Raw genomic sequence first — 25,985 nt, 5'->3', positions numbered from 1 at the left:
ACTATCCCTCCACCGCCGCGTCGCCCGTCGCCGAGGCACGCACGACGCGCAAGCGATACCGGCTGAAAATGTCGCCGCCCAAAACAAACAAGAGAATGGCCCCTTGTAGCACCTGCGACATGGCCGCGGGCAGCCCCATGGAAATCTGGATCTGCTCGCCGCCGACGAAGAGGGCGGCGAGGAGAACGCCTACGAGGAGGACGGCCATGGGGTGCAGCTTCGCCAGCCAGGCGACGATGATGCCGGTGAAGCCATTGCCGACGTTAAGACCACGCTGGAGCCGATGGGAAATGCCGGCAACTTCCGACATCCCCGCCAACCCCGCCAGCCCCCCGGAGAGGAGCATCACCAGGATTATGTTGTAGATGAGGCTCACGCCGGCGTAGCGGGCGGCGTTGGGGTTTTCGCCAATGAGGCGGATTTCGTAGCCGGCGCGGGTGCGGTCCATGATGAACCAGACGAGAATGCCGGCAACCACCGCCAACACCAACCCCCAATGCAGCCGCCCGGAAATGCGCGGCAGCCACGTATACTCCGGCAGCATGGCCGTCCCCGGAAAGCCAAAGCCCTGTGGGTCCTTCCAGGCAATGTTAAAAAGATACTGGTAGAACAGGATGGCGATGTAATTCAACATCAGCGTGGTGATAATCTCATCGACGCGCAAGTACGCCTTGAGCAAGGCGGGGATGAGCGCCCAAATCGCGCCCAGCAAAATACTCGCCAGCACCATCAGGGGCAGGTAGACCCACAAACTTTCCGGCAAAAACGGGAACAACACGGGAAACCACAGCGCCACCGCCGCCGCGCCCACGCCCCCCATCACCAACTGCCCCTCCGCGCCAATGTTCCAGAAGCGCATACGAAAAGCAATGGCCACGGACAAACCGGTGAGCATGATGGGAATCGCCTTTACCAGCGTCTCCACGAGACTGAAAAATTGGCCGTCGCGCCACTGCGCCGGCGTGCCAAACGCGCCCGCCAGCATCGCCTTGTACGTTACCCAGGGATTCGCGCCGGCCGACGCCAGCAGCAGCGCACCAAACAGCAGCGCCAAGACCACGGAAACGACCGGGACCAGATACGTGGCCTGGCGTGAGACTTGTAGGCGTTTTTCTAGCTTAAGGGATACGGCCATCACGTTCCTCCACCGGCTTCCCGCGCCCGCCTGATTTTTCCCCGGCCATCATCAAGCCCAATTCTTCAATCGTGGCCTCAGCCGCGTTCACGACACCCATCACTTCACCGCCGTGCAGTACGGCAATGTAGTCGCTGATCCCTTTCAATTCCTCCAGGTCCTCGGAAATGAGCAGGATAGCCGCCCCCTCGCGCCGCTGTTGCAACAATGTGGTCCGCACCGTTTCAATCGCCCCCACGTCCAGCCCGCGTGTGGGATACGCGGCGACCATGAGCGGAGATTCGCCACCGGCGCGGCTGGTCCCGGCGGTGATCTCCCGCGCCAGGATCGCTTTCTGCTGGTTGCCGCCGGACAACATGCGCGCCGGGGTGTCCACGCCAGGCGTGCTGACCTGGAAGGCTTCGATTAGTCTGTTGGCGAAGTTGACGATGGCCTGGTTGCGCAGCACAAATCCGGCGGCGATGGGCGCATCGTGGTAAGCCTTCATGATCAGGTTATCGCTGACGGGCAGGTTCCCCGCGAGGCCCATCCCCAGGCGGTCGCTGGGGACGTGGGCAACGCCGGATTGGATGAAGCGGCGGGAAGAGCGGTTGGTCATTTCCCGGCCGCGCAGGCGCACGCGCCCGGTGGTGGTGGCCCGCAGCCCGGTGACGACTTCGGTGAGGGTGCGCTGGCCGTTGCCGGCAACACCGGCGATGCCCAGGATTTCCCCACTGTGGACGGTGAGTGTGACGCTACGTAATGCCGGCAATCCCTTATCATTCAGCGCCGTCACATTCTCCAGTTCCAACACCGGCGGCCCCATCTGCGCCTCCTCTTTGTCTACACGAAAAACGACCTCCCGCCCCACCATTAACTGCGCCAGGTCCTTCTTGCTCATCTCTGGCGTCACATCCACCGTGGCCACATTGCGCCCATCGCGCAGCACCGTCACCCGGTCCGCAAAAGCGATCACCTCATCCAGCTTGTGGCTGATAAAGATGATGGCCTTGCCCTCCTGCACCATGCCACGCATCACCTGCCCCAGCTCATCCGACTCCTGCGGCGTCAACACCGCCGTCGGTTCATCCAGGATGAGAACATCCGCGCCACGATAGAGCAACTTCAAGATTTCTACGCGCTGCTGCTCACCCACGGAAAGTTGCCAGATATAGGCGTGCGGGTCTACGGGGAGATGGTATTGCTCGCTCAGGGCGCGAATCTCCTGCGCGATGCGGCGCATATCGGGGCGGAAGCCAACGCCGCGCAGTCCCAGGATGACGTTTTCGGCCACCGTCTGCGTGGAGACGAGCTTAAAGTGCTGATGTACCATGCCAATGCCGGCCTCAATGGCCGCGCGCGGGGAGTGGATGGCCGCCAGACGCAGTTCGCCGTCGGGTGCGGCCAGATAGATCTCGCCCTCATCCGGCTGGTAGAGGCCACAGAGGGCGCTCATGAGGGTGCTTTTGCCGGCCCCGTTCTCGCCCAGGAGGGCATGAACCTCCCCTTTGCGCACTTCCAGGTTGACGCGGTCATTCGCCAGAACCCCCGGAAAGCGTTTCGTCACCCCACGCATGGCTACGGCAATCGGGTGGGCATTCTCGGCCATATTCCCTCCTTCAAGAACACGCTGTAGGGCGAATTAGAAATTCGCCTGTTTATGGAAAGGACGAAGGACAAGTTACGAATGCGTTCCTCGTCATCTCGGTCTCCCCCAGATTGGTCCATTCTCGAAGAATGAACCAATCTGAAAGTTGAGATCAATTTTCGTCAGTGGCGCGGTCTATTGACCCAGACCCGTGGGGGCTTCCGCCGGCGCTTCGCCGGCCACGCCGTCCACAAAATAGTCCATGCTCAACATTTCCGCGTCGCTGAGGCACTTGCCATCTTCCACAATCAGGTTGCCGTTCTGCCCGGTGACGGGGCCGCAGAACACATCCCAGTCGCCGGATTCGATGACGGCCCGCCTATCGGCGACCAGCGCCTGCGTGTCGGTGGAGACCAAATCGGAGTAGGGAGCCAGGTCCACCAGGCCAGAATTCAGTCCACCCCAATAGGATTCTGAGCGATCGTACGTGCCATCCATCAACTCCCGCACGATGCTGATGTACTTCACGCCCCAGTGCCAGATGGGGCTGGTGAGGACCGTGTCGCCGACGACCGTGCGCATGTCGGAGTCATAGCCAATGGAGTAGCCGCCCGCGTCGGCTGCCGCCTTCTGCGGTTCCGTGGTGTCCTGATGCTGCGTGATCACGTCCGCGCCTGCCGCCAGCAGGGCTTCCGCCGCCTCCTTTTCCTCGGGCGGACCAAACCAGGTATTGGTCCAGACAACGCGGACTTCGGCGTCTGGGTTGATTTCGCGCACACCCAGGGTGAAGGCGTTGATACCGCGAATCACTTCGGGGATGGGGAAGGCGGCCACGTAGCCGATGATGTTGCTCTTGGTGGCCGCGCCGGCCACGAGGCCACTGAGGTAACGCGGCTGATACATGCGGCCAAAGACGGTGGAAACATTGGTGGCCGTTTTGAAGCCGGAAACGTGGATAAATTGAATGTCTGGGAATTCGGAAGCGACCGTAATCGTGGGGTCCATGTACCCGAAGGAGGTCGTGATGATCAAGTCATAACCCTTTTGGGCAAAGTCCCGGATGACGCGCTCGGCTTCCGGTCCTTCGGGCACGTTTTCGACATAGGAGGTTTCCACCTTATCGCCGAATTCTTGTTCCAGGGCCAGGCGGCCCTGATCATGCGCCCAGGTCCAACCCAGGTCGCCAATGGGGGCAACGTAGATGAAGGCGATTTTCATGGGTTCCGCGGCCATGGTGTCTTCGCCGGCATTCTGCTCGCCGCCGGTGGTAGCGGCAGGGCTTTCATCACTGCCACTTGGAGATTCGTTGGTGGAACCGCCGCAGGCAGCAATGACGAAGGTCAGCACCAGCATGACCCAAACAAAAATCCAAAAACCAGTTCGTTTGCTCATTTTATTCTCCTTCGAAAATAATCTTCCCGGAAGCTTCGTCACGGATGATTGCCCTGGGGAACAGCTTCCGGGAAGATGTTGTCATTGATGACGGTGTGCCGCGGCGCATGAAGTCTCCTCCAAAAATGATCTTCCCGGAAGCTTCGTCACGGATGATTGCCCTGGGGAACAGCTTCCGGGAAGATGTTGTCATTGATGGCGGCGCGCCGTTCCCACGTTGCTTTCTCTCGTTTGCCAGTGGAAAAACACAAGCGCCCGGGTCGGCGAGCAGCCTTCCTGGGCGCAGGAGTACAAGGGGGGAGGGGAAATGCCGGCACTGCCAACAAAAACACTGCGAGGCACAAGTTTGGGAGGAATGGGTGGGATTACGCATGTCCAATCCACTGAAATTAGTAGGTCGGCAATCGTCATATCTTTTTACCATAATCCCGCGCGACTGACAAATATCCATCTCCCCCAAAACAGGACGCTGGCGCGCGATGGACCTTAGACCTACAACGAGATTTCGGGAAGAATCTTCCTGGAAGGTTGGCCCGTTTCCAAAATTGCCTCATAAATGCGGCATTTTAGCCTGAAAAGACCTTCCAGGAAGGTGTGAATCCAAACCTATTATCGGATGCGCCCTTATGCCGGCACGACCCGCTCTTCGCCATCATTCGTAGATTGTTGATCGTAGGAAGGAGAATGGTAAAATGACAATGGTCCAACAATTGTGTTGCAACAGGTTGGTGAACATGCCTATTCAGCGCCCAAAACCTCTTGTCGAACAAGTCAGCCTGGAATTGCGCCAGCGCATCCATGATCGCACCTACCCTCCGGGGAGCCGCCTGCCCTCGGAAAGCGAATTAGCCCAGGAATTGGGCGTCAGTCGCACGACGGTGCGCACAGTGCTGGCGAAGTTCGCCGCCGAAGGACTGATCCTGCGCAAACAGGGGGACGGAACCTACGTCAACGAGCGCATAAGGGACATCGACAACCGGTACGGGGGTATGTGGGATTTCTCACGACTGATTGAAGCCAACGGTTATCGCCCTTCTATCCGCACGGTGACGATTGAACGCCGCCCGGCGACCGGCGACGAGAGCAACGTACTGGCAATTGGTCTGAATGAGGAAGTTGTTTCGCTCGTGCGCCTCTTCCACGCCGATGGCCGGGCGGTCATCTTCGCTACCAACGTTTTCCCCGCCACTCTCCTCAAAATAGACGGGGAAAAGCTGGACGGGAATCTGCCCATCCACCGCATTCTACAAACCTACTGCCAGGAGCAAATTGCTTACGCGATTTCCGACATTGAGGCCGCCCTGGTGGATGAAACGCTCTCTGGCATCCTGGCACGAGAGGCCGGGCAACCGCTGTTGAGATTGAAGGAACGGTTCTACAACAAGCTGAACAAGCCATTGGTGATGGGGGTGAGCTACTACGACCACACCGTGTTGAAACTGCGGCTGGTGCAGGCCTGGGGATGATGGCGCCGGCATGACTAGGCTGAGGCGACAGGAACGCGGTTTGTATCGGGGGCGAGCGTGACGCCCGGGAAACTTGAGGCGCGCCGCTCAATCCAGTTGGGCAAAAACCTCCAGCGACCGCCGCAAGGCCTGCTCATCCTTCCATACATCAGGCAACTCGAACTGGGGCAAAGCGTAACGCTCCCGGCGGAACGCGGTCAAGCCATAATAACGGATCCGATCTACCGCCAGGTCGTATTCCGCCGCGAAGTCTAGGAGTTCGCCCTTCATTTGACTCTCAATCATCCATCTTTCAAAAGGACGAATGACCACGTTGCCGGCACGACAGGCCTCTTCCTTCTCGCACTGACAATGGCGCAAAATGCCCCCATCCTCTGGAGAAAAGGCCCATTGGCGCAACGCAATTTGCCGCCCCCGCCTTCCCAGAACCAGCGCGCTGATCATCCTTTCATTGATCACCACCTCCAGGGACAACGCTTTATTTCTGGACTGTATGGCGGAAGGTGCTGATTTCGGCACGGATCTGGGTTTGGGTTTTGCCGCGGGCGTCCGTTTCCCTTTGCCAGACACGCTGGCCGCGGGGGGCGTTGGCGGTGGAGGGGGCGGGGCGGGCGTCGGTGGGGGAGCGGCCTGAGCAGTCAGGTCAACAGGTTGACCATCTTGAGCATGGCACATGCCCAAATGCGCCTGGCAGGTATGTCGCTTACATTGAGGGCATTGTACCTGGCTATGCCGGCATAACGGCTCCCCACAAACGTCACACACACCCACGTCACCGGCGCAATTGCGGCAGAAAACGCGCTTGCAATCAATGCACGCGGGAGCCAGACAATCCTCATGCGCCAGATGCCCATTGTGACACAGGTAAAGGCGCTGACCGGCCTTTCCACACACCTGGCAGTACAGTGGTTCCAACCGATTCAACAAAGGGTCCCACACCGCATAAACAGCCGTTTGCGTGCTACGGTTGGCAATTTGCATGGCCTGGATGAGCTTGGGCTGCTGAATCACCAGAACATTGAGCAGCGTGAGGTTAATCCGCACCTGGTACCGCTCCGCCAGGTCAGTCAGCTTATGCTCCCGTTCCGTCTGTACAGCCGTGAGCTTGTCCTGTAAGCCGGGGCGACGCTCAGGCGAGGCGTTCAGCAACCGCGTCCGCAAATCCCTTTCCAGACTGTCATAGTAGTCGGTGAGGCGTGCCTCATCCAATTGGCGGAAGCGACTGACGCGCTTTTGCAGCACGTCAAGATCCGTCTTCATTTGCTGCAAGATAACGTCCTGCACTCGTGGCAGCAGCGCCGCCAGCGTGTTTTCCGCCAGCGGCGACTTGAGCACCGCGCCATCGGGCGATTGCCAGCGCATCGGCGCGTCCGGCAGTGATGCCAGCGTGTCGTCCGCCGTGACGGCCGTGGCTCGCAACTCGATCCGTTCCATGTCCGGCACGTGGCTGCCCGTGTGCGCGTCCATCAACACGGACACCAACCGCTCTTGCTTTTCATCGCTGAGGATGGCGGCCTTGAAATTGAAGCGTATGTACGTGCCACGCACACGCGCAACGGTCTTGCGCAACTGCGGTTGGGCGCGTGCATTCAAGATCACCCAATGCCGCAGCGCCAGATCGTCCACACCTGTTTTGTCCAGGCGCAGGCCATTAACATACACATGACTGGCGGCAGCATGACCGTATACTTCCTGTACCATCTGCTCGACCAGCGGATGGTTGTAACCGAGAAGAGTGACGTTTTCCCGACCTGTCTCCTGAAACGCCAGGCGCAAATAGGCCGACGTGCGCCAGCGCGCCGCTGCCGCCTCTGGCAGCAGCACTTCATAGACCCCATAGGCAGGCGGCTCCACAATGCTGCCTATCTCCTGCAAATATCCGAGAACAAACTGCTCTAGTTCACTCATGCAGTAAAAGGTAAAAGTAGAAGTGATTCGTTACCACGCATTCTCACTTTTTTGGACCGTTAGGCGCGGGAATTAAAGAAGATGACGAAGTCATTTCCTTGCCGCTTCTTCAAGCTGGCGCTGCATTGTGAGTCTGATTTCAGCGCCAGTTCTTATCAGGCGGAGAAGTCCTCACCAAACAGGGTGTCGTCGAATGTCTGCACCCGTCGCATGGTATCGCGGGCGACCAGCAAACGTTCGCCCAGTTCACTCATACCGGTCTCCAGCGCGGTTTCGTCGGCGCTGTTAAGCCATACTTCCAGCAACATTTCCTCAAAATCCTGTTCTTGTGTGAGGTAGCCCAGGATCATTTCCATCTCGCCAATAACCAGTTCAAACATGTTCAGCTTGCGGTCAAGGATGTTCAACAGATAATCCTCAATTGTTCCCTGGGCGGAAAGGTTGAAGATTTCCACCTGCCTGGTTTGACCAACGCGATGGATGCGGCCAACGCGCTGCTCAATGCGCTGCGGATTCCAGGGCAGGTCGAAGTTGACCATGATGTGGCAAAATTGCAGGTTGCGCCCTTCGCCCGCCGCTTCCGTGGAGAGCAGGACGCGCCCTTCTGATTCAAATTGGCGAATGGCGGCGTCTTTGTGGGCAATGGAAAGGCCGCCGTGGTAGGGGATGTAGTCAATGCCGGCATCTGCCAATCGTTCCCCCAGCGCATCCAACGTCGCCTGAAAATGCGTAAAAATCAACACCCTATCGTCGCCCGCGCTGCGCAAAATCCGCAGCAAAGCATCCGCCTTCGACCACCCGCTCACCGCCGCGGCCTCCTCCGCCAGAGCCTGCAAACGAGCTTGATGCGCCTTCCAGGCAGGTTGCCCGGCCAGCTTTTGCAACGTCTGAGAAGCCGCCAGAGGGCTGCTACCAACCTCCCGCTGCAAAATCCCCAACGTCAGCTTACGCATACCACTATCTCGCCCCTCTCGCAAAACCCGGCGCGCAAAATCACTTACATTCCGATAGAGGCTTTGCTCCTCTGGGGAAAGCGTCAGCCGCACCGTATGCGCCCGCCGCGGCGGCAGCTTCACATTCACCTGCCCGCGACTGTGGCGAATCATCACATCCGCCATCAACTCCCGCAGCAAACCACGATTCTTGGGCGAATGCGGGTCTCCTTTGACCACAAACTGGCGGCGGAACTCTTGCGGCGTACTCAACTGCCCCGGCTTGAGGATGGTGATCAAGTTGTACAACTCCTCCAGCCGATTTTCCACGGGGGTAGCCGTCAGCATCAAAATAAACCGCTTCTGCAAGTCATTGACGAACTTCCAGGTAACACTGCTCCGGTTTTTCAGATGATGCGCCTCGTCCACGATGACCAGATCATAGTTCAGGCTGGTAATAATCTGACGTGTCCCCGTCAATCGCGCGGCGGCAATCGAAGCAATGACGCGCGGAAATTTGGCCCAGGCGTCGTCACCCGCCACGCGGAAGGCCTCATCGCTGTTGGTGACAAAATCGGTGAGGGAAAACTTTTGCGCCAGCTCTTCTCGCCATTGCTCCACCAGGCCAGGCGGGGTGAGAATGAGCACGCGCTCCACCATCTGGCGCAGCAAATACTCTTTCACCACCAGGCCGGCTTCAATCGTCTTGCCCAGCCCCACCTCGTCGCACAACATGCCACGCCCACGAAAACGACGCAGTGCCGCCTGCGCTGCCTTCACCTGATAGGGGAAAGGATCGAAGTTGAGGTTTTCCAGGCAGATGAGTTCGTCAAAGCCGCCGATGAGCAGCATTCGCGCCGCTGCCAGTTGCAGACGATACGCTTGTGGTGTGAGGAACTGTTGTCGGGTCACGACCCCCAGGACGGCATCGGCTCCTGGCTGCAAATGAATAGTGGGGTTGATGCTTTTTGTCATACGGACGCCATTATAGCACACGGTTCACGAGAAGATGGGAACTGTTCAGATGCGACGCACTTTCCCAGAGCGGTTGAGAGACTCGTTTTTGTGGGGCACGAGAATGCCGAAACCCAAATAGACGCTTACTTACGGAACCGTTCCAGGCCGGCATTGATACCGTCCAGATCAAACTCCTCCGGATCGAAATCCTCCCCTATCCACTCCGCGTACATCTCGTACTCTTCATGCTCCGGGTCCGCCAGGGACTCGAGCATGTCGCTGTACCCCCAGGCCCCGCCGCAATCCTCTGGCGGACAGGCGCGCTTCCCTTTCAGGCAGCGCGGGTAATGCACGTCCGGCTCGGCGGGCAGGATTTTCTCCAGCAGCAGGTCGTGTTGCCAATCATCGCCGAAATCGTATTCGTAACGTATCTTCTGCCCCTCGTGCGTAAGATAAGCAGACAACTTTGCTCTTTTTTCATTTGCGCCATCGTCCCAACCTTCGGCCAGCGTTTCCGCGTCCGTGATCACGAAACCGCCCAGGTCAAACTGATGCAGATGGGCGTCATACCAGCCCATAACCGTTTGTATAATCTGGTGCAGTTCATAAAAGTTGATGTCGGTGGGTACTTGAAAGCGGCGCCAGATTGGCGGACGGATGTCTCTGAGCGTTATTTTGAATTGGTAAATCTTCTTTGCGGCCATGTCCTTGTTCCTCCATGGTCTGTTAGAGAGTCATCTTCTCCAGAGAAGTTAGTCTTCCAAGGCGGGAAGTTGTGGGGCGGATGGATCGCGTGGGGTTTTAGGTATGTCAACGCTTGTCCTTTGTCTCCATGTTTTCCAGTACCCATAGAACAGCTAATTTGGTCGCCCCCAGTTCATGAAAGCGGCGGTTACGCAGTTCGCTGGACCGGAGCGTGGACAGGTGCCCTGTACTCATGCCCACCGCCGCGCAAAACGCCTTCTGCGTGATGCCTTTCTGACGCATTTTTTTGAGCAAATCAGCCAGGGCCATCCCGTTCAGGTAGTTCTGGAGAGTGTCGAGGTCGCGGACAACATCGGTGACGATCTGGTCTGCCTCTACGACGACATCCGCAACAACCGCAAAGCTTTCTGGCTCCGCCAGGAATGTCAGCCCCAGGGCCGCGCAATGGTGGCAGTAGCCGTGCTTGCCAATGTAGCAACTACACCTGGAGGAGATGCCGGCAGAATACAACTCGATTGAGACGTGATAGTTCCCATGGTTTCCCTGGACCATACCACTGATCAGGGATCCGCGTCGCGTGCGGTCCCAAAATTTGCCAATGTAACGCCGCGCTTTGGGATTGCTGCCGGCATTTCCCCACCGTTTTTCAATTTCCTGCGTCAAATCCAGATCTTCACCCATTCCCAAACACCATCCATTTTGGCAAAATTAACCCACTCCCTATAATTTACCTCATGAACAACGCCAATACAATCACCACGCCCATATTCACCATCGGTTACGGCCAGCGCAGCGTGGACGCGCTCCTGACCGACCTGCGCACGCACCAGATTCAATATCTCATCGACATCCGCAGCCAACCAGAAGCACCGCACGATACTACTTATAGCCAATCGGCACTGCGTCAAAGCCTGGAAAGCCAGGGCATCCGCTACGTCTTTATGGGGCACACACTCGGCGGTGCTTGCAATGGGGGCGACCCAAATGCCGGCATAGAAAACGATTATGAACAGGGCATCATCCGTCTGCAAAAAGCGTTTCAGCAGCAACGGCGCGTGGCCTTGATGTGCCGTGAAGGAAACCCCGCGCACTGCCGCCGTGCCCAGGTCATTGGTCGCACGCTAGATGGTTTGGAGATTCCCGTGCGCCATATTGACGAATCCGGGCAGATTATCGAGCAGAAGGCGGTTTCCGCGCCGCCGCCCATGCCGGACGATCCGTTTGGGGATGAGTTCGAGAGTTGGCTGCTGACCGATTATGACAATGGGACTATTTTTTACGAGGCGCCGTTGGCGGAGATGTCCGGGGACCCGGCCGCGCCGTTTCTTCCGGATGATGGACTGCCACCGCTGCCGGCATTTCCCCACGACCCCGCCACCCTTTTGCGCCAGATATTCGGCTACGACAGTTTTCGCCCATTGCAGGAAGACATCATCACCAGCGTACTCGATGGACAAGATGCCCTGGCCATCATGCCCACCGGCAGCGGCAAATCCCTGTGTTATCAACTTCCGGCGCTGCTCCTGCCGGGGCTGACCGTGGTGGTGTCGCCGCTGATTTCCTTGATGGAGGACCAGGTGACGCAGTTGCGCGAGTCGGGAATCCCCGCCGTGGCCTTGAACAGCAGCCTGGACTACAGCGCGTATCAGTGGACGGTGGAGCAGATTCGTGCCGGCACAGTCAAACTCCTCTACGCCGCCCCCGAAACCCTGCTGCGCCCCGATGTTTTACTCCTACTGGAGCAGGTGCGCGTGGACTGCCTCACCATCGACGAAGCCCACTGCATCTCCGAATGGGGGCACGACTTCCGCCCCGAATACCGCCAGCTCATCAGCGTGCGTCGCCGCCTGCCGCACGCCGTTTGCCTGGCCGTCACCGCCACGGCCACCGCGCGCGTGCGCCACGACATCAAGACCAGCCTCTCCATTGCCGACGCGAACGAATTTATCGCCAGTTTTGACCGCGAAAATCTGTTCCTGGCGGTGGAGCCAAAGACAAATACCGTGGCGCAGACGCTGGCGTTCCTCCAACAGCACCGGGATGAATCGGGCATTATCTACTGCGCCACGCGGCGGCAGGTGGACGATCTCGCGGCGCAGTTGCAAAGTCATGGATGGGATGCGCTGCCGTATCATGCCGGCATGGACACCGCCACCCGCCAACGAAACCAACGCCAGTTCACCCGCGACGACACCCCCATCATCGTCGCCACCGTCGCCTTCGGCATGGGCATCAACAAATCCAACGTCCGCTTCATCTTGCACGTCGATCTACCCAAGAACCTGGAAAGCTACTACCAGCAAATTGGCCGCGCCGGGCGAGACGAATTGCGCGCCGACTGCCTCCTCCTCTACAGCTACCAGGACGTCAACACCATCAACTTTTTCATCAGCCAGCAGGCGGAATCGCAGCAGCGCGGCGCGCGACTACGCCTGGAAGCCATGCTCGGCTTCATCGAAACCAACGAATGCCGCCGCCGCCCCCTGCTCGCCTACTTCAACGAAACCTTCGCGGCAGACGGCTGCGAGATGTGCGACAACTGCACCACCGCGCCGGAAGCGTTAGTAGACATCACCATTCCCGCGCAAAAATTCCTCTCCTGCGTCAAGCGCACGGGCGAAATTTTCGGCACGAACCACATTATCGACGTGCTGCGTGGCTCCCGCGCCACCCGCGTCCTCTCCCAGGGGCACGACCGGCTCTCGACCTACAACATTGGCGGCGAATTCAGCAAGAAAGAGTGGCAGTACCTGGCGCGGCAGTTCATCCAACAAGGTTTGCTGGTACAGGATCCCACCTACGGCAGTCTGAAACTGACCGCCAAAGCGTACGCCGTCTTTCGTGGCGAAAATGTCGAGGGCATGATGATGGAGACCGCGCGACGAGAGACCACCGCCGCGTTGCCTCATGACGCGGAGCTTTTCCAGCGGCTGCGCGCGCATCGCAAAGCCCTGGCGGATGCAGCCAACGTTGCTCCTTACGTCATTTTCTCCGACCGCACCCTGGTGGAAATGGCCGCCTACTATCCGCAATCCAACCAACGGTTCGCCACCCTCTACGGGGTGGGCGCGCTCAAGCTCGAAAAGTACGCGGACAGCTTCCTGGGCATCATTCGGACCTACTGCGCCGAACGCGGCATCGAAGAAAAGCGCAGACCCGCCGCTCCCGGCTCCGGCGGCGGCAACGGGCGCAGCCGGCGGCAAGAAGTAGTAGAAATGTGGAACGAAGGCAGCTCCCTCGATGACCTGGCCGCCCATTTCCAGGTCAAATTTAGCACCTTGCTGGACCATCTGTGGAAGACGGCGCGCGCGGGCGAGACGCTGCGCCCGGACAGCCTGCTGGCCTACGCCGACGTCTCCGCCGCCGACCAACAGCGCGCCCTTGCGGCCTTCGCCGCGCATGGTCCCGACTTTCTCCGCCCCGTCTACGAAACCCTCGGCGAAACCGTCCCCTACGAGGCGCTGCACGTCTTGCGCCTGCACCACGTCCTCAACAACCGGGGTAACGGCTAAGCTCGAGTGGACCAATTTTCTCTGGTGAAAATGGTCATTGAGCACGTGAAATGGGTCCAATCTCCACAGAGCGTTGGTAGTTACCAACCGGGATTAAAAGAGAGGCACAGTCTCCCATCACAGGTACAAAAACATGAACCACATAGATAACAACGAAAAGGCACTATCACCAGAACAACGTGACGAATTGCTAGACGTCTTAAAAGCACGTTTTGAGAAAAACATGCACCGTCATGCCAACGTTGGATGGGCGGAAGTACGAGCAAAACTCGACGCGAATCCGGGGAAACTGTGGTCGCTCCATGAAATGGAGAGAACGGGCGGCGAACCGGATGTTGTTGGTTATGACGGGGAAACGGGTGAATACATTTTTTATGATTGCGCGGCGGAAAGTCCCAAAGGCCGTCGCAGTCTCTGTTATGACCGCGAGGCCTGGGAGGCACGGAAAGAACATAAACCAGAAAGTAATGCAATGGACATGGCCGCGGACATGGGGATTGATCTATTAACGGAAGCGCAATACCGGGCGTTGCAGCAACTGGGAAATTTCGACACGGCGACGTCCAGTTGGGTGCGAACGCCGGCTGAAATTCGAGAACTCGGCGGCGCGCTCTTTTGTGATCGCCGTTACAACACCGTCTTTGTGTATCACAACGGCGCCCCGTCTTACTACGCCGCCAGAGGGTTCCGCGGCTCGCTCAAGGTTTGAGGGTTCATTCTGCATGGGTGATTGTCCCTGGCACCGGGTCAAAGGTGCGGAGGATGTCGTCCATTATGTCCACCTTATTGACTGTTTTGACACAGCATCGACCCCAGCAGTATGGTTACGAAATACTTGTACTGTGGTCGGCCAAAAAAGTCAGCGAACAAAGTCAGATAGTGGCGCAAATGTTGGTCCAGCCATACGACTGGCAGGCAGACGCATAGTTCACCTCGAGATATGATAGTTTTCGCAAACCATCTTGTACCTCAAAGTGGGCTATGCGGCTCTTATTTCATTGTCAATGTGCTATTTCTCGTCATGGCCCCTTTCTCTCAAAAAGTGCAAACATAGTGATAATGTCATTCCCAAAGGAGTCGGGTAGTAATTTTTGTATCAGAATAATGCCGAAGTATCTCAAGAATAAGTGTATAAACCGCCTTGGGAAACCCGTTGTTGAAGCCCGGCCAACTGTCGCGGCTCCAGGTAGAGATGGCGGTTGGGAAATACTTTGGGCTGTACCAATTTGCCCTGTTGGGTCTTTATTCGTAATGCCACCAATAATGCCTCAAAGGTTCCCAAGGGCCGTAATACAAATTCCTGCAATTCCGCTGCTGAATTATCATAATCTGCCAGCAAGTGAGCCTCAAACATGACGGCCGCTTCCCCTTCATCAGGCTCCCGTTCTGCCAGCCGGGCATTGATCCGGTTGCGGTAACCGTCTTTGCCCCAGACCAATTCCCAAACGGCCGTTATGTGTTTTAGCAGCATGTTATAACAGTCGCGAATGAGCAGCCAATCATCGTTTGAAATGGTCGGCTTGTCACGATATTTTTCACTGGCCCAACTGTTCACAAAGTCCAATAGCACCAGGAATGTGTTAAAAATCAGGACAAAATTGCTGATTTTATCAGGCTGAACTTCAGCCACATGCTTTTTCATCTTGACCAGTAGCCGATCCAAACAGGTATCGTAAGCGGCTAGCACATTATTTGAAAAGAGCTTGCTTAAATGCACCGGCAGCGTTCCAATAACATTTCCTTTTGATTTCACATTGCGTGGACCTTGGGCTAAACGAGGGGATATTAGTAAATCAAGTGGTATATCGAAACGCTGCAAAAACAGCATCAGTTCACGTTCATCGCCGGCCGCCATCATCTCTTCCAGTACATCAAACAGTTGTGACGGATCACTATAAATGCGGCACAACTGCCGGTCGTGTCTGTCCCCCGCTCGTTCATCCCAATCAATGACCCATACCAGGTTTGAGAACTTCTCTCGGCCCTGCTCATCTATGCCTATGAGTTGTATGCCAAAGCGTCTCTGCATTTTCTTGCGCATTTCGGCGGTTAACGTAACGGTTAAATCTGGCGACAATGCGCCTTCAAGACTGTTTTCATTAAAATCCACCAACAGATAGCGCCGGGGTTGAAATTGAGCCGCACTGATGGCTGGATTGGTCTCAATCTTGATGTGGTTGTTTTCTAATGCCGCTTCGACCAGGTATAGAACGTTTGCCGCACCCCTGGGTGGAAATTCTGAACGGGTATCAACTTGAATGTCGGCAGCACTTGTTATGGAAACGGGCGTCTGTCCGGTTGGCTGTAAAATTGCAACGACCGTTTCCTCATCAACTACGCCCATCACCCCAATTTCAAAATTGCCCAGGGCCGCCGACCGCAGCAATGCCGGCACGGTAAAGTTGGCGCTACCCATAAACAGGTAGGTTTGCTCTGGCGTATGAAACAGGATGGCCTTGCCGTGTAAGTAACGGTCAATGTCATGATAAACGCTAATCGTTGCCGACAAGTTATCAAATTGATCCAGGGGAAAGTTACTTTTGTGCTGTTGGATATAGATTTCAACCTGGCAATCAGGCCAAAGGCTTCGTAATTCCCCATAGGGAGCCAACTGCCGGTCAAAGAATGGGGAGACGATTTGGATCTTGGTTACGGAACGGCCGTTTAGCACCTCTACAATCTCATCCAGTAACGGCCGATCCAGGTTGTGCAGGAACTGCATTCGACTATCATTTTTGTCTTCTGCGCGTACAAACGGTCGGCAGCAGTCTGCCAACGCCGCTACTCGATCTTGCGCCCTCTTACTCTGTGTCAATTGTGCCAGACGCTGGACATAAAGAAGGCAATCGCCTAGTAAGGCTCCAAATGTCCGATCCCGTTCTGACACCTCAAATGTAGTCAGCAATTCCAAATTACTGGCAATCCCTTCCCGCGTCAGGTTGGCGCTGCCCAGCCCGATGAGCACCTTTTTGGAGGAGGCCAGCAAATATAGCTTTGTGTGAAAGACACCGGGCGATCGCAACCAGGAGACCAGATACCGGCGGTTAAGTAAATGCGGCGTGTAGGCGGCTTGCTGAAACTGGTCATAGGTTTGTCCATCCACAAATAGCGCAATGTTATCGCAGGCGTACAAAGCGTTCAGTTTGAGTAGGTAATTTTCAAAGAAGTTGAGATCAAGACCATAGCTGCACAACACGGCCGTTTCCCATCCGTGCCGCTTGTCAAAAAAGGAGTCCACCAGGTTGAACTTGGCCATCATCCACCTGCCAATAATTTTTGAGACAATTCCTTGCCTTCTGTCGTTAGCCGCCATTGCTGGTCATCTGCCAGGGCAATCAGGTTCATGTCCCGGAGAAAGTTCATGATCGTACTGTACTTGGCCGGTCGCCACATCACATTGACGTCTGCCTGCCAGAAGTATTTCCCTTGCTCTGTTGTAAACCAGCAGCGGCGCAGATCACTTTTCTCAATCATGATCCGGTCATGCTGATTGAGCACATACGCCTGAATCATTTTTCGCAAGAAACGCATAACCGGCATATGTCGCATGGTTGGCAGTTGAAACAGGACGTCAAACCAAAGATCGCTGCTCAAATTCAGAGCCACATTTTGATACCGTTGGTCATATCTTGCTTCTCGAAACCGCTGCCAAAGAGCAGCCATGACCAACACAAATTTCGCCAAGGTTCCAGATAAAGATTGATGCTGATTATCGGCCGTTACCTGTACCTCCGAAAATCGATCGATTAAGTCTGGCGGTCCGCCTATCCGGGTTAAAATGTCGCCCATCGTTCCACCCAACCAGTCCGCCTGTACTTCGCAAAAATGGGCAATGGTTTCGTTAAAGCTTTTCGCATCAATTTCGTCGAGAAAATCTTCTAATGTTGCTCCATTGGGACACCCTTTCAAATAGGTGAGAAACGCTTGGAAAACAGTGGAAAGCCAGCCGCGAAAATAGACGTGACCTTCGTAAATGGCCCAGTAAAAATGCACATCTTGGAAGGGTTCTGGTACGGCAAAGGGTATCACATCACCTGACTCGCGTTGATAACAGCGGTAGGTATGAATGTGGCTAAGTACCGCTTCAGTGAAGGGCACCCCAGATTGCTCGCAGTGGGCAATACAGGTTAGAAATAATGCCAGGGTATCGCGCCGGCAATCCCCCGGGGTTGCCTGATTCAGCCGAAAGAGCAGTGAGTGAAAAAATTCTCTTTCTGCCTGGCAGTCGGGGTTACGGATATTGTCAAAATCATTCACCTGTCCCCACTCGTGCAAAACGACCGTTGGTACAGGCGACTGTCCGCGATAACGTGTGTAATAAGCCGGTTTTAATTTCCGATACCGCTTTTCTGCAATTTCATACAACCTTTGCCCGGCGGACGTTAGCACCACAACGCCTTTCTCGTTATTTTCAATCAAGCCCAACGTGTAGGATGTACCAATATAATAGAGACCAAACGCGCCGAGGTCATTTGATTGCATAATGCTGAAGTTGCAAATGAGGGATTTTGCTTCACTTGTGATGACTTTGGCGATTTTCTCTGATCCTGGCACAGAATAGTCGGTTTCAAGTAAATATAAACCCGAGGCCAAGGCTGTTTCCCGTTTTTGGAACGCTTGTACAAAGTCACCCCAATTCTGACACGATTCATGTCGTTCAATGTCGCCAATGGCCCAGCAGCAGTAGGCGTAGTAACGTAGCCGGTTTGCCAGAACGGTAATGCTCTTGATCAGGATTTCTTCCAGACCGTTGTGAAATCGGTTCAGTCCCAGGGGGTAACGGCCACCGCTTTCGATTTTTACGGCCGTTGTCCATCCCGGTTGCCACTGCACATCCACTTCCATACCACCCTCACCTCGGCAAACCCGTACCCGCCCGCAGCCGCTGCCAAAGCTGTCTGGCCAACAGCCCGTTGGACAACCCCAAGGTTCGCCGGTAGCGCAGCACCATTTGCCCCTTCAAAATTCAGTTTGCGGTTTGATTCCGCGCGCGCTCATGCCGAACTCTGATAAATTTCCGCAGCAACACGCCTCAAAGCTTGCGCCGTAGCCTCTAATTCGCTTTTTCGCTCACGATCATATTGAATCCAATCCTGAATTTCTGACAAGAATGCTGATTCAGTGTCCGATTGCAGTTCCAATTCAATTAACGATGCCAGCCACCATAGGGCAGGAAACGACAACGGATCGCGCCCCAGATCATCGTGCATATAAGCCAGCAGCCTATTCAGCTTGCGCTGAATATGATCGGTACTATCAAAAGCGTCGGCTATTTCAATGTCATCGGCCCAAAAATTACGAATGCGCCGCCACAAGTGATCGCCAATTTCATCCCGTTTGTACTGCTTTGGTTTTCCCTAACTGAGAGAAAACAGGGGGTGCAAAAAGGGGCGTGTTGATGGATGATTAGTATGTGAAAACAAACACCAACACCAACACGCCCACAGCTATCCATTATCAGATGCAACAAGCAATTGAGCAAATGGTTGCCACGCTGCCGAAAGGAACCGATTTAGGAATCTGTGATGTCATCAGCGCGATGTACAGCGGATACTTTGTCGAATCAGGCGGTGGCATCATGCCCGCGGTCGACCAGTATTTGAGCGCATTCATTGATGATGAGGCAGAACGAGCCGCAAGGAGTCGTCGGGCAGCCAAAGCGATCACGTACGGTCAGTTCAATCTGGCAGAGTTGCTCGACGAGTTGAAAAAGCAAGTAGACGCGGCTGGTCAATGGCAGGCAACGGTGATTCAAGGGTACCAGCTGAAACCCGTCGATATGACGGCATACAAAAGGGCACGAGTGAAAGGGCTGAAGAGCAAAACGTATGATTCAGATGCCCACAAAGCGGTGCCCGGTGTGCCATTTGGCATGATGGGGACAACAGGGCGTGTTGGAGAACAACGGGTCGCCATCCTGGAACTACTGGTCTGCGTTGATACGAGTCAAAACGCGCCATCCGCGGAGATGGAAAAGGTGTACAAGCAGGTCGGCAAAAAGCTGACGGAGACGGACCTGGCCCTCTTTGATGCTGGATTTTCATTGGTAGATGCGGTTAGGCATGGGGTGAATAACTGTGTGGTACGGCTAGCCAAGAACTGCACCTTCGGCAAAACAGCAGGCAAGATACCGCCGCGAACCTCCAAGAAGGGGCCAACGCCCAGCCGCCACCAGGCTGAAGTGGTGCGCCCATTGGCGCGAAAACATGGGGACAATCTCCTGCCAGCGTCTCAACCAACGCAAACGCACACGCTTGTTGCTGAGGATAGCGTTGAGATAAAGGTTGAGGTCTGGTCCCCGTCTACTTCCTGGAGCGTCATCTAGATCGGGTTGAAGACGAAAAGCGTAAGCGCAAATTGCGACACACGCCGCTCCAGGTTGTCGCCATTCACCACCCCGATTTCGAAGACCCGCTGCTGCTGGGTACACCTGTGTTGGAACTGACCGCGGCCTCCATGCAGGCGATTTACCCAGAACGCTGGCCGATAGAAGGAGTTCCGCAAACGGGCAAGTACATTTTGTCTGGTGGCGGCGGTCGGCATTATGTCCACCACCCGACCGCGCTCACGCGCTTGCCGGCGCTGACCATGATTTTCGGGTCGCTATTGAAATATCTGGCGGCGACCCTACCGTCAATCCGGACTGGCTTCTGGGACAGAGCTGCCAAACCGACGTATGGACGCCTGATGAAGCATTTAAAAAAAGTTGGTCTGCCACTTTCCAACCAACTTTCTAAGAAGGCTTCGGTTACGGCACATTTGCCGCCTGGATACGAAGCTATCCGGCTCGCAAAGGCCTGATTTCGGGTTTGAAGCACCAAAATTCAAACCCCATTTACGGAAAACTAAAGTGCAATGTGTGGGTGACGCTGGTTTTGCCTGGTTTGAGATGCAGTCCCATCGGAGCTAACCACGCTTCCGCCCGTTCTCGCAACCTATTGAGAGTGTCCAAATCTTCATGCAAAATGACGAAATCATCCGCATAGCGAATGACGCCCGGTTTCTGCCTTTTGGGAAGGACATCAACCAGTTCGTTTTCCAGGCCATGCAGAGCGATGTTTGCCAGCAGCGGGGAGATAACCCCGCCTTGGGGTGTTCCGGCTTTGGGCAGCAAGAAGACATCTCCTTCCATAATGCCTGCTTTCAGCCATTGTCTTACCAATCGCGTGACTGGCGTTGACGCATTCAACTTCTGTAATAAAGCTGGATGGGAGATTTGGTCGAAGCATTTGGCAATATCGGCGTCGAGGACATACTTCTGACCAAGGGATTGTTTGCCAATCTTCAGTATACTTTGTATCTGTCATAAGACCTGACCTCTACTAAGTCCATTTTGCGTGGCCGTAGGATGATGCTTTACGCCGGGTCTCGTGAGAATGGATGTCATAACCCAATGTACGGTCATGACCAGAGACCAATCCCTTTTGGGCTTGCCTGTCAGTCAGTTTGGCAAGTTCTCGCTGACGACGCTTCAACCACATCTTCACTTTCGTTATCCATAGCCGCCTGCTGATTCTGAGCCGCCTCTGACTGGCAGCGTGAACCGTTTCTTCCCGCTTTCCACGATTGATGACCAGTCGCACGCAGAGGGAAGGGCTGTCTATCCATCCATTGGGACGGGGGGAGTTGATATTCCCTACCCGCTAGGGTAATATCGCACCCACTTGGATACGGAGTTGTCAAAGTTCAGTAACTTTGCCGCTCATCCCCCGTGTCCGCAGACACGGTTTCGAGCGAACGGGTCGCACACAACGCTTAGAGCGGACGGGCGAGACCGGGGCTTTTCAAGTATTCGATTAATCCGATAAAGCAGTCTCCTCACCCGCCCGCCGCTCAAGCAAGCGTTGAACCAAGACATTGAACCAAGACATTAGGTCGGACGCTAACGCCGCCGGGCGAAGGGCGCGGCCTTTCCGGTGTAGGGGGAGGTTATTGTTGTTGGATAATGCCGGCATTCAACCCCACCCTATTGAAACATGGCAAGGTGAACGCGGCGTCAGGAGCGTCGCTACATTTTCACGAAAGAATGCGCGAGTTGTAGCTTTTGTGCTACAATCAGTTTATGAGCGATACCCAAATTGAATTGCTGGAATACTTGACCGATTCAGGACAAAATCCATTTCGGGATTGGTTGGAAGGGTTAAGAGACCGACAAGCTAGAGCAAAAATTCGTGTCCGGCTGAATCGAATTCGATTGGGAAATTTCGGCGATTGCAAAAGCGTGGGACATGGCGTAAGCAAGTTACGAATCCCACATGGACCCGGTTATCGTGTTTATTTTGGGCGCAAAGACAACACAGTTGTCATTTTGTTGTATGGGGGCGACAAGAAAACACAATCCAGAGACATTGAGTTAGCCCAAACGTATTGGGATGACTATTTGTGGAGGATAAGATGAACCCAACAACCGCAAACTATGAAACTGGACTGAAAGCGTCCCTGGCCGACCCCGAAGAAGCGGCGGCTTATCTGAATGCGGCGCTTGAAGAAAATGACCAGGAAGTTTTTCTGTTAGCTTTACGCGACATCACCGAAGCGCGTGGTTTTTCACGGGTGGCGCAAGACGCTTCATTGAACCGAGAAAACCTTTACCGAATGCTATCCCCTGCTGGAAATCCGCAGTTGTCCAGCTTGAAAACGCTATTACATAGCATTGGGCTGCGTTTAGCCGTTGAAGTGGAAACAACGTAAAAGCTGTATCTACGTAGCAATGGGCCGCCCCAAAAAGGCGGCCCTTATCGTTAAAATCCTGGGCAACCGCCAGCGCCAAAATCGGCCAGGTCATGAGTAGTCGCTTCGGCAAAGGCGCGGAACTCTATAAGCAGTTGGCGTAGCCTATGCGCTATTTGACCGTTGATGAGGTTCTTGTCATTTACGACCGAACTATGCGTGAGTTCGGCGGCAGGTGAGGCAATGCGAGGAGCATTCAGCAGTTGGTTGAGTGAGTACATTCAGACCAATTCGTAAACAGTTCGGGGCCGACCAATACGCGGTTGCAGGCGATTTGGCCTTCGCGCTGGCTGTGTTACGTCTGGCGCAGGTGGGAGGTTGTTGTGGATAATGCCGGCATCCAACCCCACCCTATTAGCACGAAGCAAGCCAAACGCAGCGTTGGAATGCCTCTGATTCATGGCGGTAGTGACTTATGAGAGCAGCTTGGTACGAATCGCAGGGTGAGGCCCGAGATGTCCTCGTTGTCGGCACGATGGAGGATCCAGTGCCCGGCCCAGGTGAGGTGCGGATCGCGGTCCTGCGCTCGGGCATCAACCCGGGCGATGTCAAGAAACGCAGTAGCGCTTTTGGTGTCGGGATGCCATTCCCAAGGGTCATCCCGCACAGTGATGGTTCGGGAAACATCGACGCAGTTGGCGCGGGTGTATCGACCAGGATGGTGGGTGAGCGGGTGTGGTGCTTCGGCGCGCAGAGTTATCGACCGTTCGGCACGGCGGCTGAATTCGTCGTCGTACCGGTGGAGCAGGTCACGCAACTCCCATCGAACGCTTCCTGGGACCAGGGAGCCTGTCTCGGCATACCCGGCATAACAGCTCATCGAGCTGTTCACGTGGGAGGAGACGTCAAAGGTCGCACGGTACTTATCCAGGGTGGGGCCGGCGCGGTGGGGATGGCGGCGGTGGAGATCGCCAAGCGCGCGGGTGCCGGGGTCATCGCGACGGTCCGCAGCGAAGCGGACTCGACGATAGCTCGCGGCGCGGGCGCGGACGAAGTTCTCCGAACGGACGGACTAGACTCGGAGCAAATCGTAGAGAGCTTGCTCGCCCTGAGTCCGGACGGAGTCGACCACGTCGTCGAGGTCGCCTTCCAGGCAAACGTGGCTGTGGATGAGCAAGTCTTGAAGTTGGGTGGCTCGATCGCAAGCTACGCCACGAACAGGACAAATCCCGAGATTCCTTTCTGGAACCTGGTCTTCAAAAACGCGCGGCTCTACTTCCTCGGGAGTGACGACTTCCCGGTCGAGGCAAAGCGCCGAGCGGCTGCCGACCTCTCGGAGATGCTCGCCGATGGCTGGGCTGGCTATCCCATCGGGAGTGTTCTGCCCCTCGATGAAATCGCAACCGCACAAGAGTTAGTCGAACAAGGTAGCCAAGGAGGTCGCGTTCTTCTCGACCTGACCGGGAGAACATTCTAAAAAGGCAAGGAACCTGAACGTTGCCTGTGGCTCTCGCAGGTTATTAGCACGAAACAACCCGCGCGCGGCGTTAGCCGCAAAGACGAAGAAAGAGGAACAATTGATGGACCAATTGGCGAAATCTAAAATGAAAGAGTTCAATGCCAAAAGCATCTTTCTTTTCTTCCTAATCGCTTTTGGTTGGACCTGGTTCTGGTGGTTTCCGATCTTATACTTGTTCACCCGCTACGGTTCCCAACTGTTTTTCGGCCTACAGCAACCTCCACTAATTTACGTTTCAACACCGTGGTTGATCATTCCGCCTTTCATTGCTTCCATCCTCAATGGTGGGTTGAGTAAGAGTTCGGTTGGCGGGGGTACGCTTTGCCGCATTTTCAGACAAAGTGGAGTGCATCAACATCTGCTTTGATCTTGGGTTTTATCGAGGGCTGTTGGCATATTCCATTAATCTTCATGCCTGGTGATGTGCGTTTTGGGATGCCTATTTGGGTATTGGTATTGCCCTACCTGGCGGTAGGAATTTTCCGTGCATGGGTTTACAACAACACAGGCGAAAGTGTGCTGGCAGCAGTGCTATTTCACGCCGCGGGAAATGTTACGGGAGAAGTCATACCCTTCAATGTTCCCAGTATATACTTCTTCTATATCATCGAATTTGTGGTTGCCCTGGCCATTATTCTACTATATGGACCCAAGACACTAATCCGAGACAAGGTAGCAACTGACACGATAATCCGACAGTAATGAGCGCGGTTAACATAGCGTGCACCCGACAAGTAGGAGCCTGCGCGATTCACGGGCCTTTTCCTCGCTTCGGGTCTACACGGCTCCCAAGCCGAGTCTCGTCCCGCCCACTTGCGGGTAATGCCAGCCGTATGGTCGGACGCCGAAGGGCGCGGTCTCTTCCGTGCAGATGGGGGGATATGATGACGCGGAATGCCGGCATCCAACCCCACCTTGTTATTGAGATGGGACAAGCTAAGTGCGGCGTTGGGGTATTCGGTTTTGAAAAAGCCAGCCTCCCAAATTGGGGGCTGGATGTGATACTACATTGAAACGAAGGAGTTGAACGGGTGCATAGAGATAGCGTTTTTATAGAAGCGGATGAACTGCTCACCAAACTGGACCACAGCCACGTTCGCATTTACGATGCCACGATCTTGTTTTTCAGAAGCGAATCCGATCCGGCAACTGCCTACGACAAGTATCTCCAGGGGCACATCCCCGGTGCGGCCTTCTTTGATCATCAAGCATTTTCAGATACGCACAGCAAGTATGAATACATGCTCTTGCCGGAAGCCGAACTCTTGAAACAAATAGGGCGGATCGGCATCTCGCAAGAGACACAAGTCATACTTTATGCCGTCGGCATACTCCCTGCCGCCACCCGCGCCTGGTGGATCCTGCGGTACGCGGGTCACAACAATGTGCGCGTCCTTAACGGCGGGCTTGCGGCCTGGGTAAAGGCGGGCGGGAAACTGGAACAGGAAGCCCGCCAATATGAAGAAACGCAGTTCGAGGGTCAATTCAGACCAGGGATGTTCGTTGGCAAGGAAGCAGTCTTGAAAGCAATGGGAGATAGCAGCATTCGGACGGAGTATGCGTTGCCCCCTCAGATGTATGAAGGCGCATTTATCCCCGGCTCGTCGTTCCTCTCCGCAATGGACTTGATGCAAGGAATGGATGCGCTCGTGTCCGACGACGTATTCGTCCCTCGGCTGAAAGAAGAAGCGCGTCATCAGCGTGTGGTGACCTATTGCGGCGGCGGTATTGCCGCCACCGTAAATGCGATTGCGCATCTAATTGCCGGGAATGAAAATGTGGCCGTGTATGATGGCTCCCTGATTGAATGGATGGGCGAAGGGCTGCCGCTCGCGCAATACGAGGGTGTATAGACGGAGGTAAACAGCATGACAAAACAACGCTGGAGAATCACGCCCAAAACCAGTTTGGGCAAGGGATCAGTCGGGCTGATCGTGGTGATGCCCATCCTGTTTGTCATCGGCTCATCATTCGCCCGTTCGCTTTATGAGTCAGTGCCGGCAGGCAGCACCCTGTTGGCGGATATTGCCGGCAGACCCGCTTTGGCGCTTACCATGCTTGCGGGCGTCGTTGCCGGCATTTCCGCCTTCATCACAGGTCTCCTGGCCATCACCCGCCGGAAAGAGGACGCGCTGCTCGTTTATGTGTCTACTCTGATTGGGGCCCTTCTCCTGCTATTTGTTATCGGCGAAATACTGTTTCCCGGTTGAGCAAAATAACCG

23 protein-coding genes are annotated in these 25,985 nt (G+C 55.5%); 12 read left to right on the top strand and 11 right to left on the bottom strand.

Features of this window, described 5'->3' with window-relative positions; all coding sequences use genetic code 11:
• Position 1 precedes the first annotated feature (1 nt).
• The 3 genes from H6650_16570 to H6650_16560 form a co-directional block, all read right to left on the bottom strand.
• Positions 2 to 1,135, bottom strand: coding sequence for an ABC transporter permease (locus tag H6650_16570; GenBank protein ID MCB8953620.1), 1,134 nt, complete (start codon positions 1,133 to 1,135; stop codon positions 2 to 4).
• Positions 1,119 to 2,690, bottom strand: a complete 1,572-nt coding sequence (locus H6650_16565; protein ID MCB8953619.1) for an ABC transporter ATP-binding protein — start codon at positions 2,688 to 2,690, stop codon at positions 1,119 to 1,121. Before H6650_16565 ends, H6650_16570 begins: the two co-directional genes overlap by 17 nt.
• A 207-nt stretch (positions 2,691 to 2,897) precedes the next feature.
• Positions 2,898 to 4,094, bottom strand: a complete 1,197-nt coding sequence (locus tag H6650_16560) for a BMP family ABC transporter substrate-binding protein (GenBank protein ID MCB8953618.1) — start codon at positions 4,092 to 4,094, stop codon at positions 2,898 to 2,900.
• A gap of 734 nt (positions 4,095 to 4,828) precedes the next feature.
• Between H6650_16560 and H6650_16555 the strand changes: the two genes are divergently transcribed.
• Positions 4,829 to 5,560: a GntR family transcriptional regulator gene (locus H6650_16555; protein MCB8953617.1), complete on the top strand. Its 732-nt coding sequence runs from the start codon at positions 4,829 to 4,831 to the stop codon at positions 5,558 to 5,560.
• Between the two features lie 87 nt (positions 5,561 to 5,647).
• Here H6650_16555 and H6650_16550 read toward each other — a convergent pair whose 3' ends face one another.
• The 4 genes from H6650_16550 to H6650_16535 all read right to left on the bottom strand — a co-directional run bounded on the left by H6650_16550 (position 5,648) and on the right by H6650_16535 (position 10,743).
• Complete coding sequence (locus H6650_16550) at positions 5,648 to 7,468, bottom strand: hypothetical protein (GenBank protein MCB8953616.1); 1,821 nt, start codon at positions 7,466 to 7,468, stop codon at positions 5,648 to 5,650.
• A gap of 155 nt (positions 7,469 to 7,623) precedes the next feature.
• On the bottom strand, positions 7,624 to 9,375 hold the full coding sequence (locus tag H6650_16545; GenBank protein MCB8953615.1) for a DEAD/DEAH box helicase: 1,752 nt from the start codon (positions 9,373 to 9,375) through the stop codon (positions 7,624 to 7,626).
• Between the two features lie 125 nt (positions 9,376 to 9,500).
• Positions 9,501 to 10,061, bottom strand: a complete 561-nt coding sequence (locus H6650_16540; protein ID MCB8953614.1) for a plasmid pRiA4b ORF-3 family protein — start codon at positions 10,059 to 10,061, stop codon at positions 9,501 to 9,503.
• Between the two features lie 106 nt (positions 10,062 to 10,167).
• Positions 10,168 to 10,743: a hypothetical protein gene (locus H6650_16535; GenBank protein MCB8953613.1), complete on the bottom strand. Its 576-nt coding sequence runs from the start codon at positions 10,741 to 10,743 to the stop codon at positions 10,168 to 10,170.
• Positions 10,744 to 10,796: 53 nt separating this feature from the next.
• On the opposite strand from H6650_16535, the gene recQ reads away from it, so the two are divergent.
• Both recQ and H6650_16525 read left to right on the top strand, forming a co-directional pair.
• The gene (gene recQ / locus H6650_16530) at positions 10,797 to 13,574 is read left to right on the top strand and encodes a DNA helicase RecQ (protein MCB8953612.1); all 2,778 of its coding nucleotides are present in this window, start codon (positions 10,797 to 10,799) and stop codon (positions 13,572 to 13,574) included.
• Between the two features lie 133 nt (positions 13,575 to 13,707).
• A complete protein-coding gene (locus H6650_16525; protein MCB8953611.1) occupies positions 13,708 to 14,283 on the top strand; it encodes a DUF4256 domain-containing protein in 576 nt (191 codons plus the stop codon).
• A gap of 408 nt (positions 14,284 to 14,691) precedes the next feature.
• On the opposite strand, the gene H6650_16520 is transcribed toward H6650_16525, so the two are convergent.
• The 3 genes from H6650_16520 to H6650_16510 form a co-directional block, all read right to left on the bottom strand.
• Complete coding sequence (locus H6650_16520) at positions 14,692 to 16,887, bottom strand: hypothetical protein (protein MCB8953610.1); 2,196 nt, start codon at positions 16,885 to 16,887, stop codon at positions 14,692 to 14,694.
• Positions 16,830 to 18,419, bottom strand: a complete 1,590-nt coding sequence (locus tag H6650_16515) for a hypothetical protein (GenBank protein ID MCB8953609.1) — start codon at positions 18,417 to 18,419, stop codon at positions 16,830 to 16,832. The genes H6650_16520 and H6650_16515 overlap by 58 nt, the downstream gene beginning before the upstream one ends.
• Before the next feature lie 149 nt (positions 18,420 to 18,568).
• Positions 18,569 to 18,889, bottom strand: coding sequence for a hypothetical protein (locus H6650_16510; GenBank protein ID MCB8953608.1), 321 nt, complete (start codon positions 18,887 to 18,889; stop codon positions 18,569 to 18,571).
• 98 nt (positions 18,890 to 18,987) lie between these two features.
• Here H6650_16510 and H6650_16505 point away from each other — a divergent pair, with 98 nt between their 5' ends.
• Complete coding sequence (locus H6650_16505; protein MCB8953607.1) at positions 18,988 to 19,899, top strand: hypothetical protein; 912 nt, start codon at positions 18,988 to 18,990, stop codon at positions 19,897 to 19,899.
• 32 nt (positions 19,900 to 19,931) lie between these two features.
• On the top strand, positions 19,932 to 20,375 hold the full coding sequence (locus tag H6650_16500; protein ID MCB8953606.1) for a hypothetical protein: 444 nt from the start codon (positions 19,932 to 19,934) through the stop codon (positions 20,373 to 20,375).
• 34 nt (positions 20,376 to 20,409) lie between these two features.
• Here the strand turns inward: H6650_16500 and H6650_16495 are convergent, their stop codons facing one another.
• The gene (locus H6650_16495) at positions 20,410 to 20,874 is read right to left on the bottom strand and encodes a hypothetical protein (GenBank protein MCB8953605.1); all 465 of its coding nucleotides are present in this window, start codon (positions 20,872 to 20,874) and stop codon (positions 20,410 to 20,412) included.
• Between the two features lie 762 nt (positions 20,875 to 21,636).
• Here H6650_16495 and H6650_16490 point away from each other — a divergent pair.
• The 7 genes from H6650_16490 to H6650_16460 all read left to right on the top strand — a co-directional run bounded on the left by H6650_16490 (position 21,637) and on the right by H6650_16460 (position 25,973).
• Positions 21,637 to 21,972, top strand: a complete 336-nt coding sequence (locus H6650_16490; protein ID MCB8953604.1) for a type II toxin-antitoxin system RelE/ParE family toxin — start codon at positions 21,637 to 21,639, stop codon at positions 21,970 to 21,972.
• The gene (locus H6650_16485; protein MCB8953603.1) at positions 21,969 to 22,265 is read left to right on the top strand and encodes a putative addiction module antidote protein; all 297 of its coding nucleotides are present in this window, start codon (positions 21,969 to 21,971) and stop codon (positions 22,263 to 22,265) included. Before H6650_16490 ends, H6650_16485 begins: the two co-directional genes overlap by 4 nt.
• 454 nt (positions 22,266 to 22,719) lie before the next feature.
• Complete coding sequence (locus tag H6650_16480) at positions 22,720 to 23,721, top strand: NADPH:quinone reductase (protein MCB8953602.1); 1,002 nt, start codon at positions 22,720 to 22,722, stop codon at positions 23,719 to 23,721.
• A gap of 103 nt (positions 23,722 to 23,824) precedes the next feature.
• On the top strand, positions 23,825 to 24,130 hold the full coding sequence (locus H6650_16475) for a hypothetical protein (protein ID MCB8953601.1): 306 nt from the start codon (positions 23,825 to 23,827) through the stop codon (positions 24,128 to 24,130).
• Entirely contained in the window at positions 24,085 to 24,465 is a 381-nt protein-coding gene (locus H6650_16470; GenBank protein MCB8953600.1) for a CPBP family intramembrane metalloprotease, read from the top strand. Before H6650_16475 ends, H6650_16470 begins: the two co-directional genes overlap by 46 nt.
• Before the next feature lie 329 nt (positions 24,466 to 24,794).
• Positions 24,795 to 25,616, top strand: a complete 822-nt coding sequence (locus tag H6650_16465; GenBank protein ID MCB8953599.1) for a sulfurtransferase — start codon at positions 24,795 to 24,797, stop codon at positions 25,614 to 25,616.
• A gap of 15 nt (positions 25,617 to 25,631) precedes the next feature.
• Complete coding sequence (locus H6650_16460) at positions 25,632 to 25,973, top strand: hypothetical protein (protein ID MCB8953598.1); 342 nt, start codon at positions 25,632 to 25,634, stop codon at positions 25,971 to 25,973.
• The last annotated feature ends 12 nt before the right edge of the window (positions 25,974 to 25,985 follow it).

It is taken from the genome of Ardenticatenales bacterium (assembly GCA_020634515.1).
In the GTDB taxonomy this organism is placed as follows: domain Bacteria; phylum Chloroflexota; class Anaerolineae; order Promineifilales; family Promineifilaceae; genus JAGVTM01.
The sequence above is the reverse complement of the archived record's forward strand: the minus strand, read 5'-3'. Positions and strand labels throughout refer to the sequence as shown.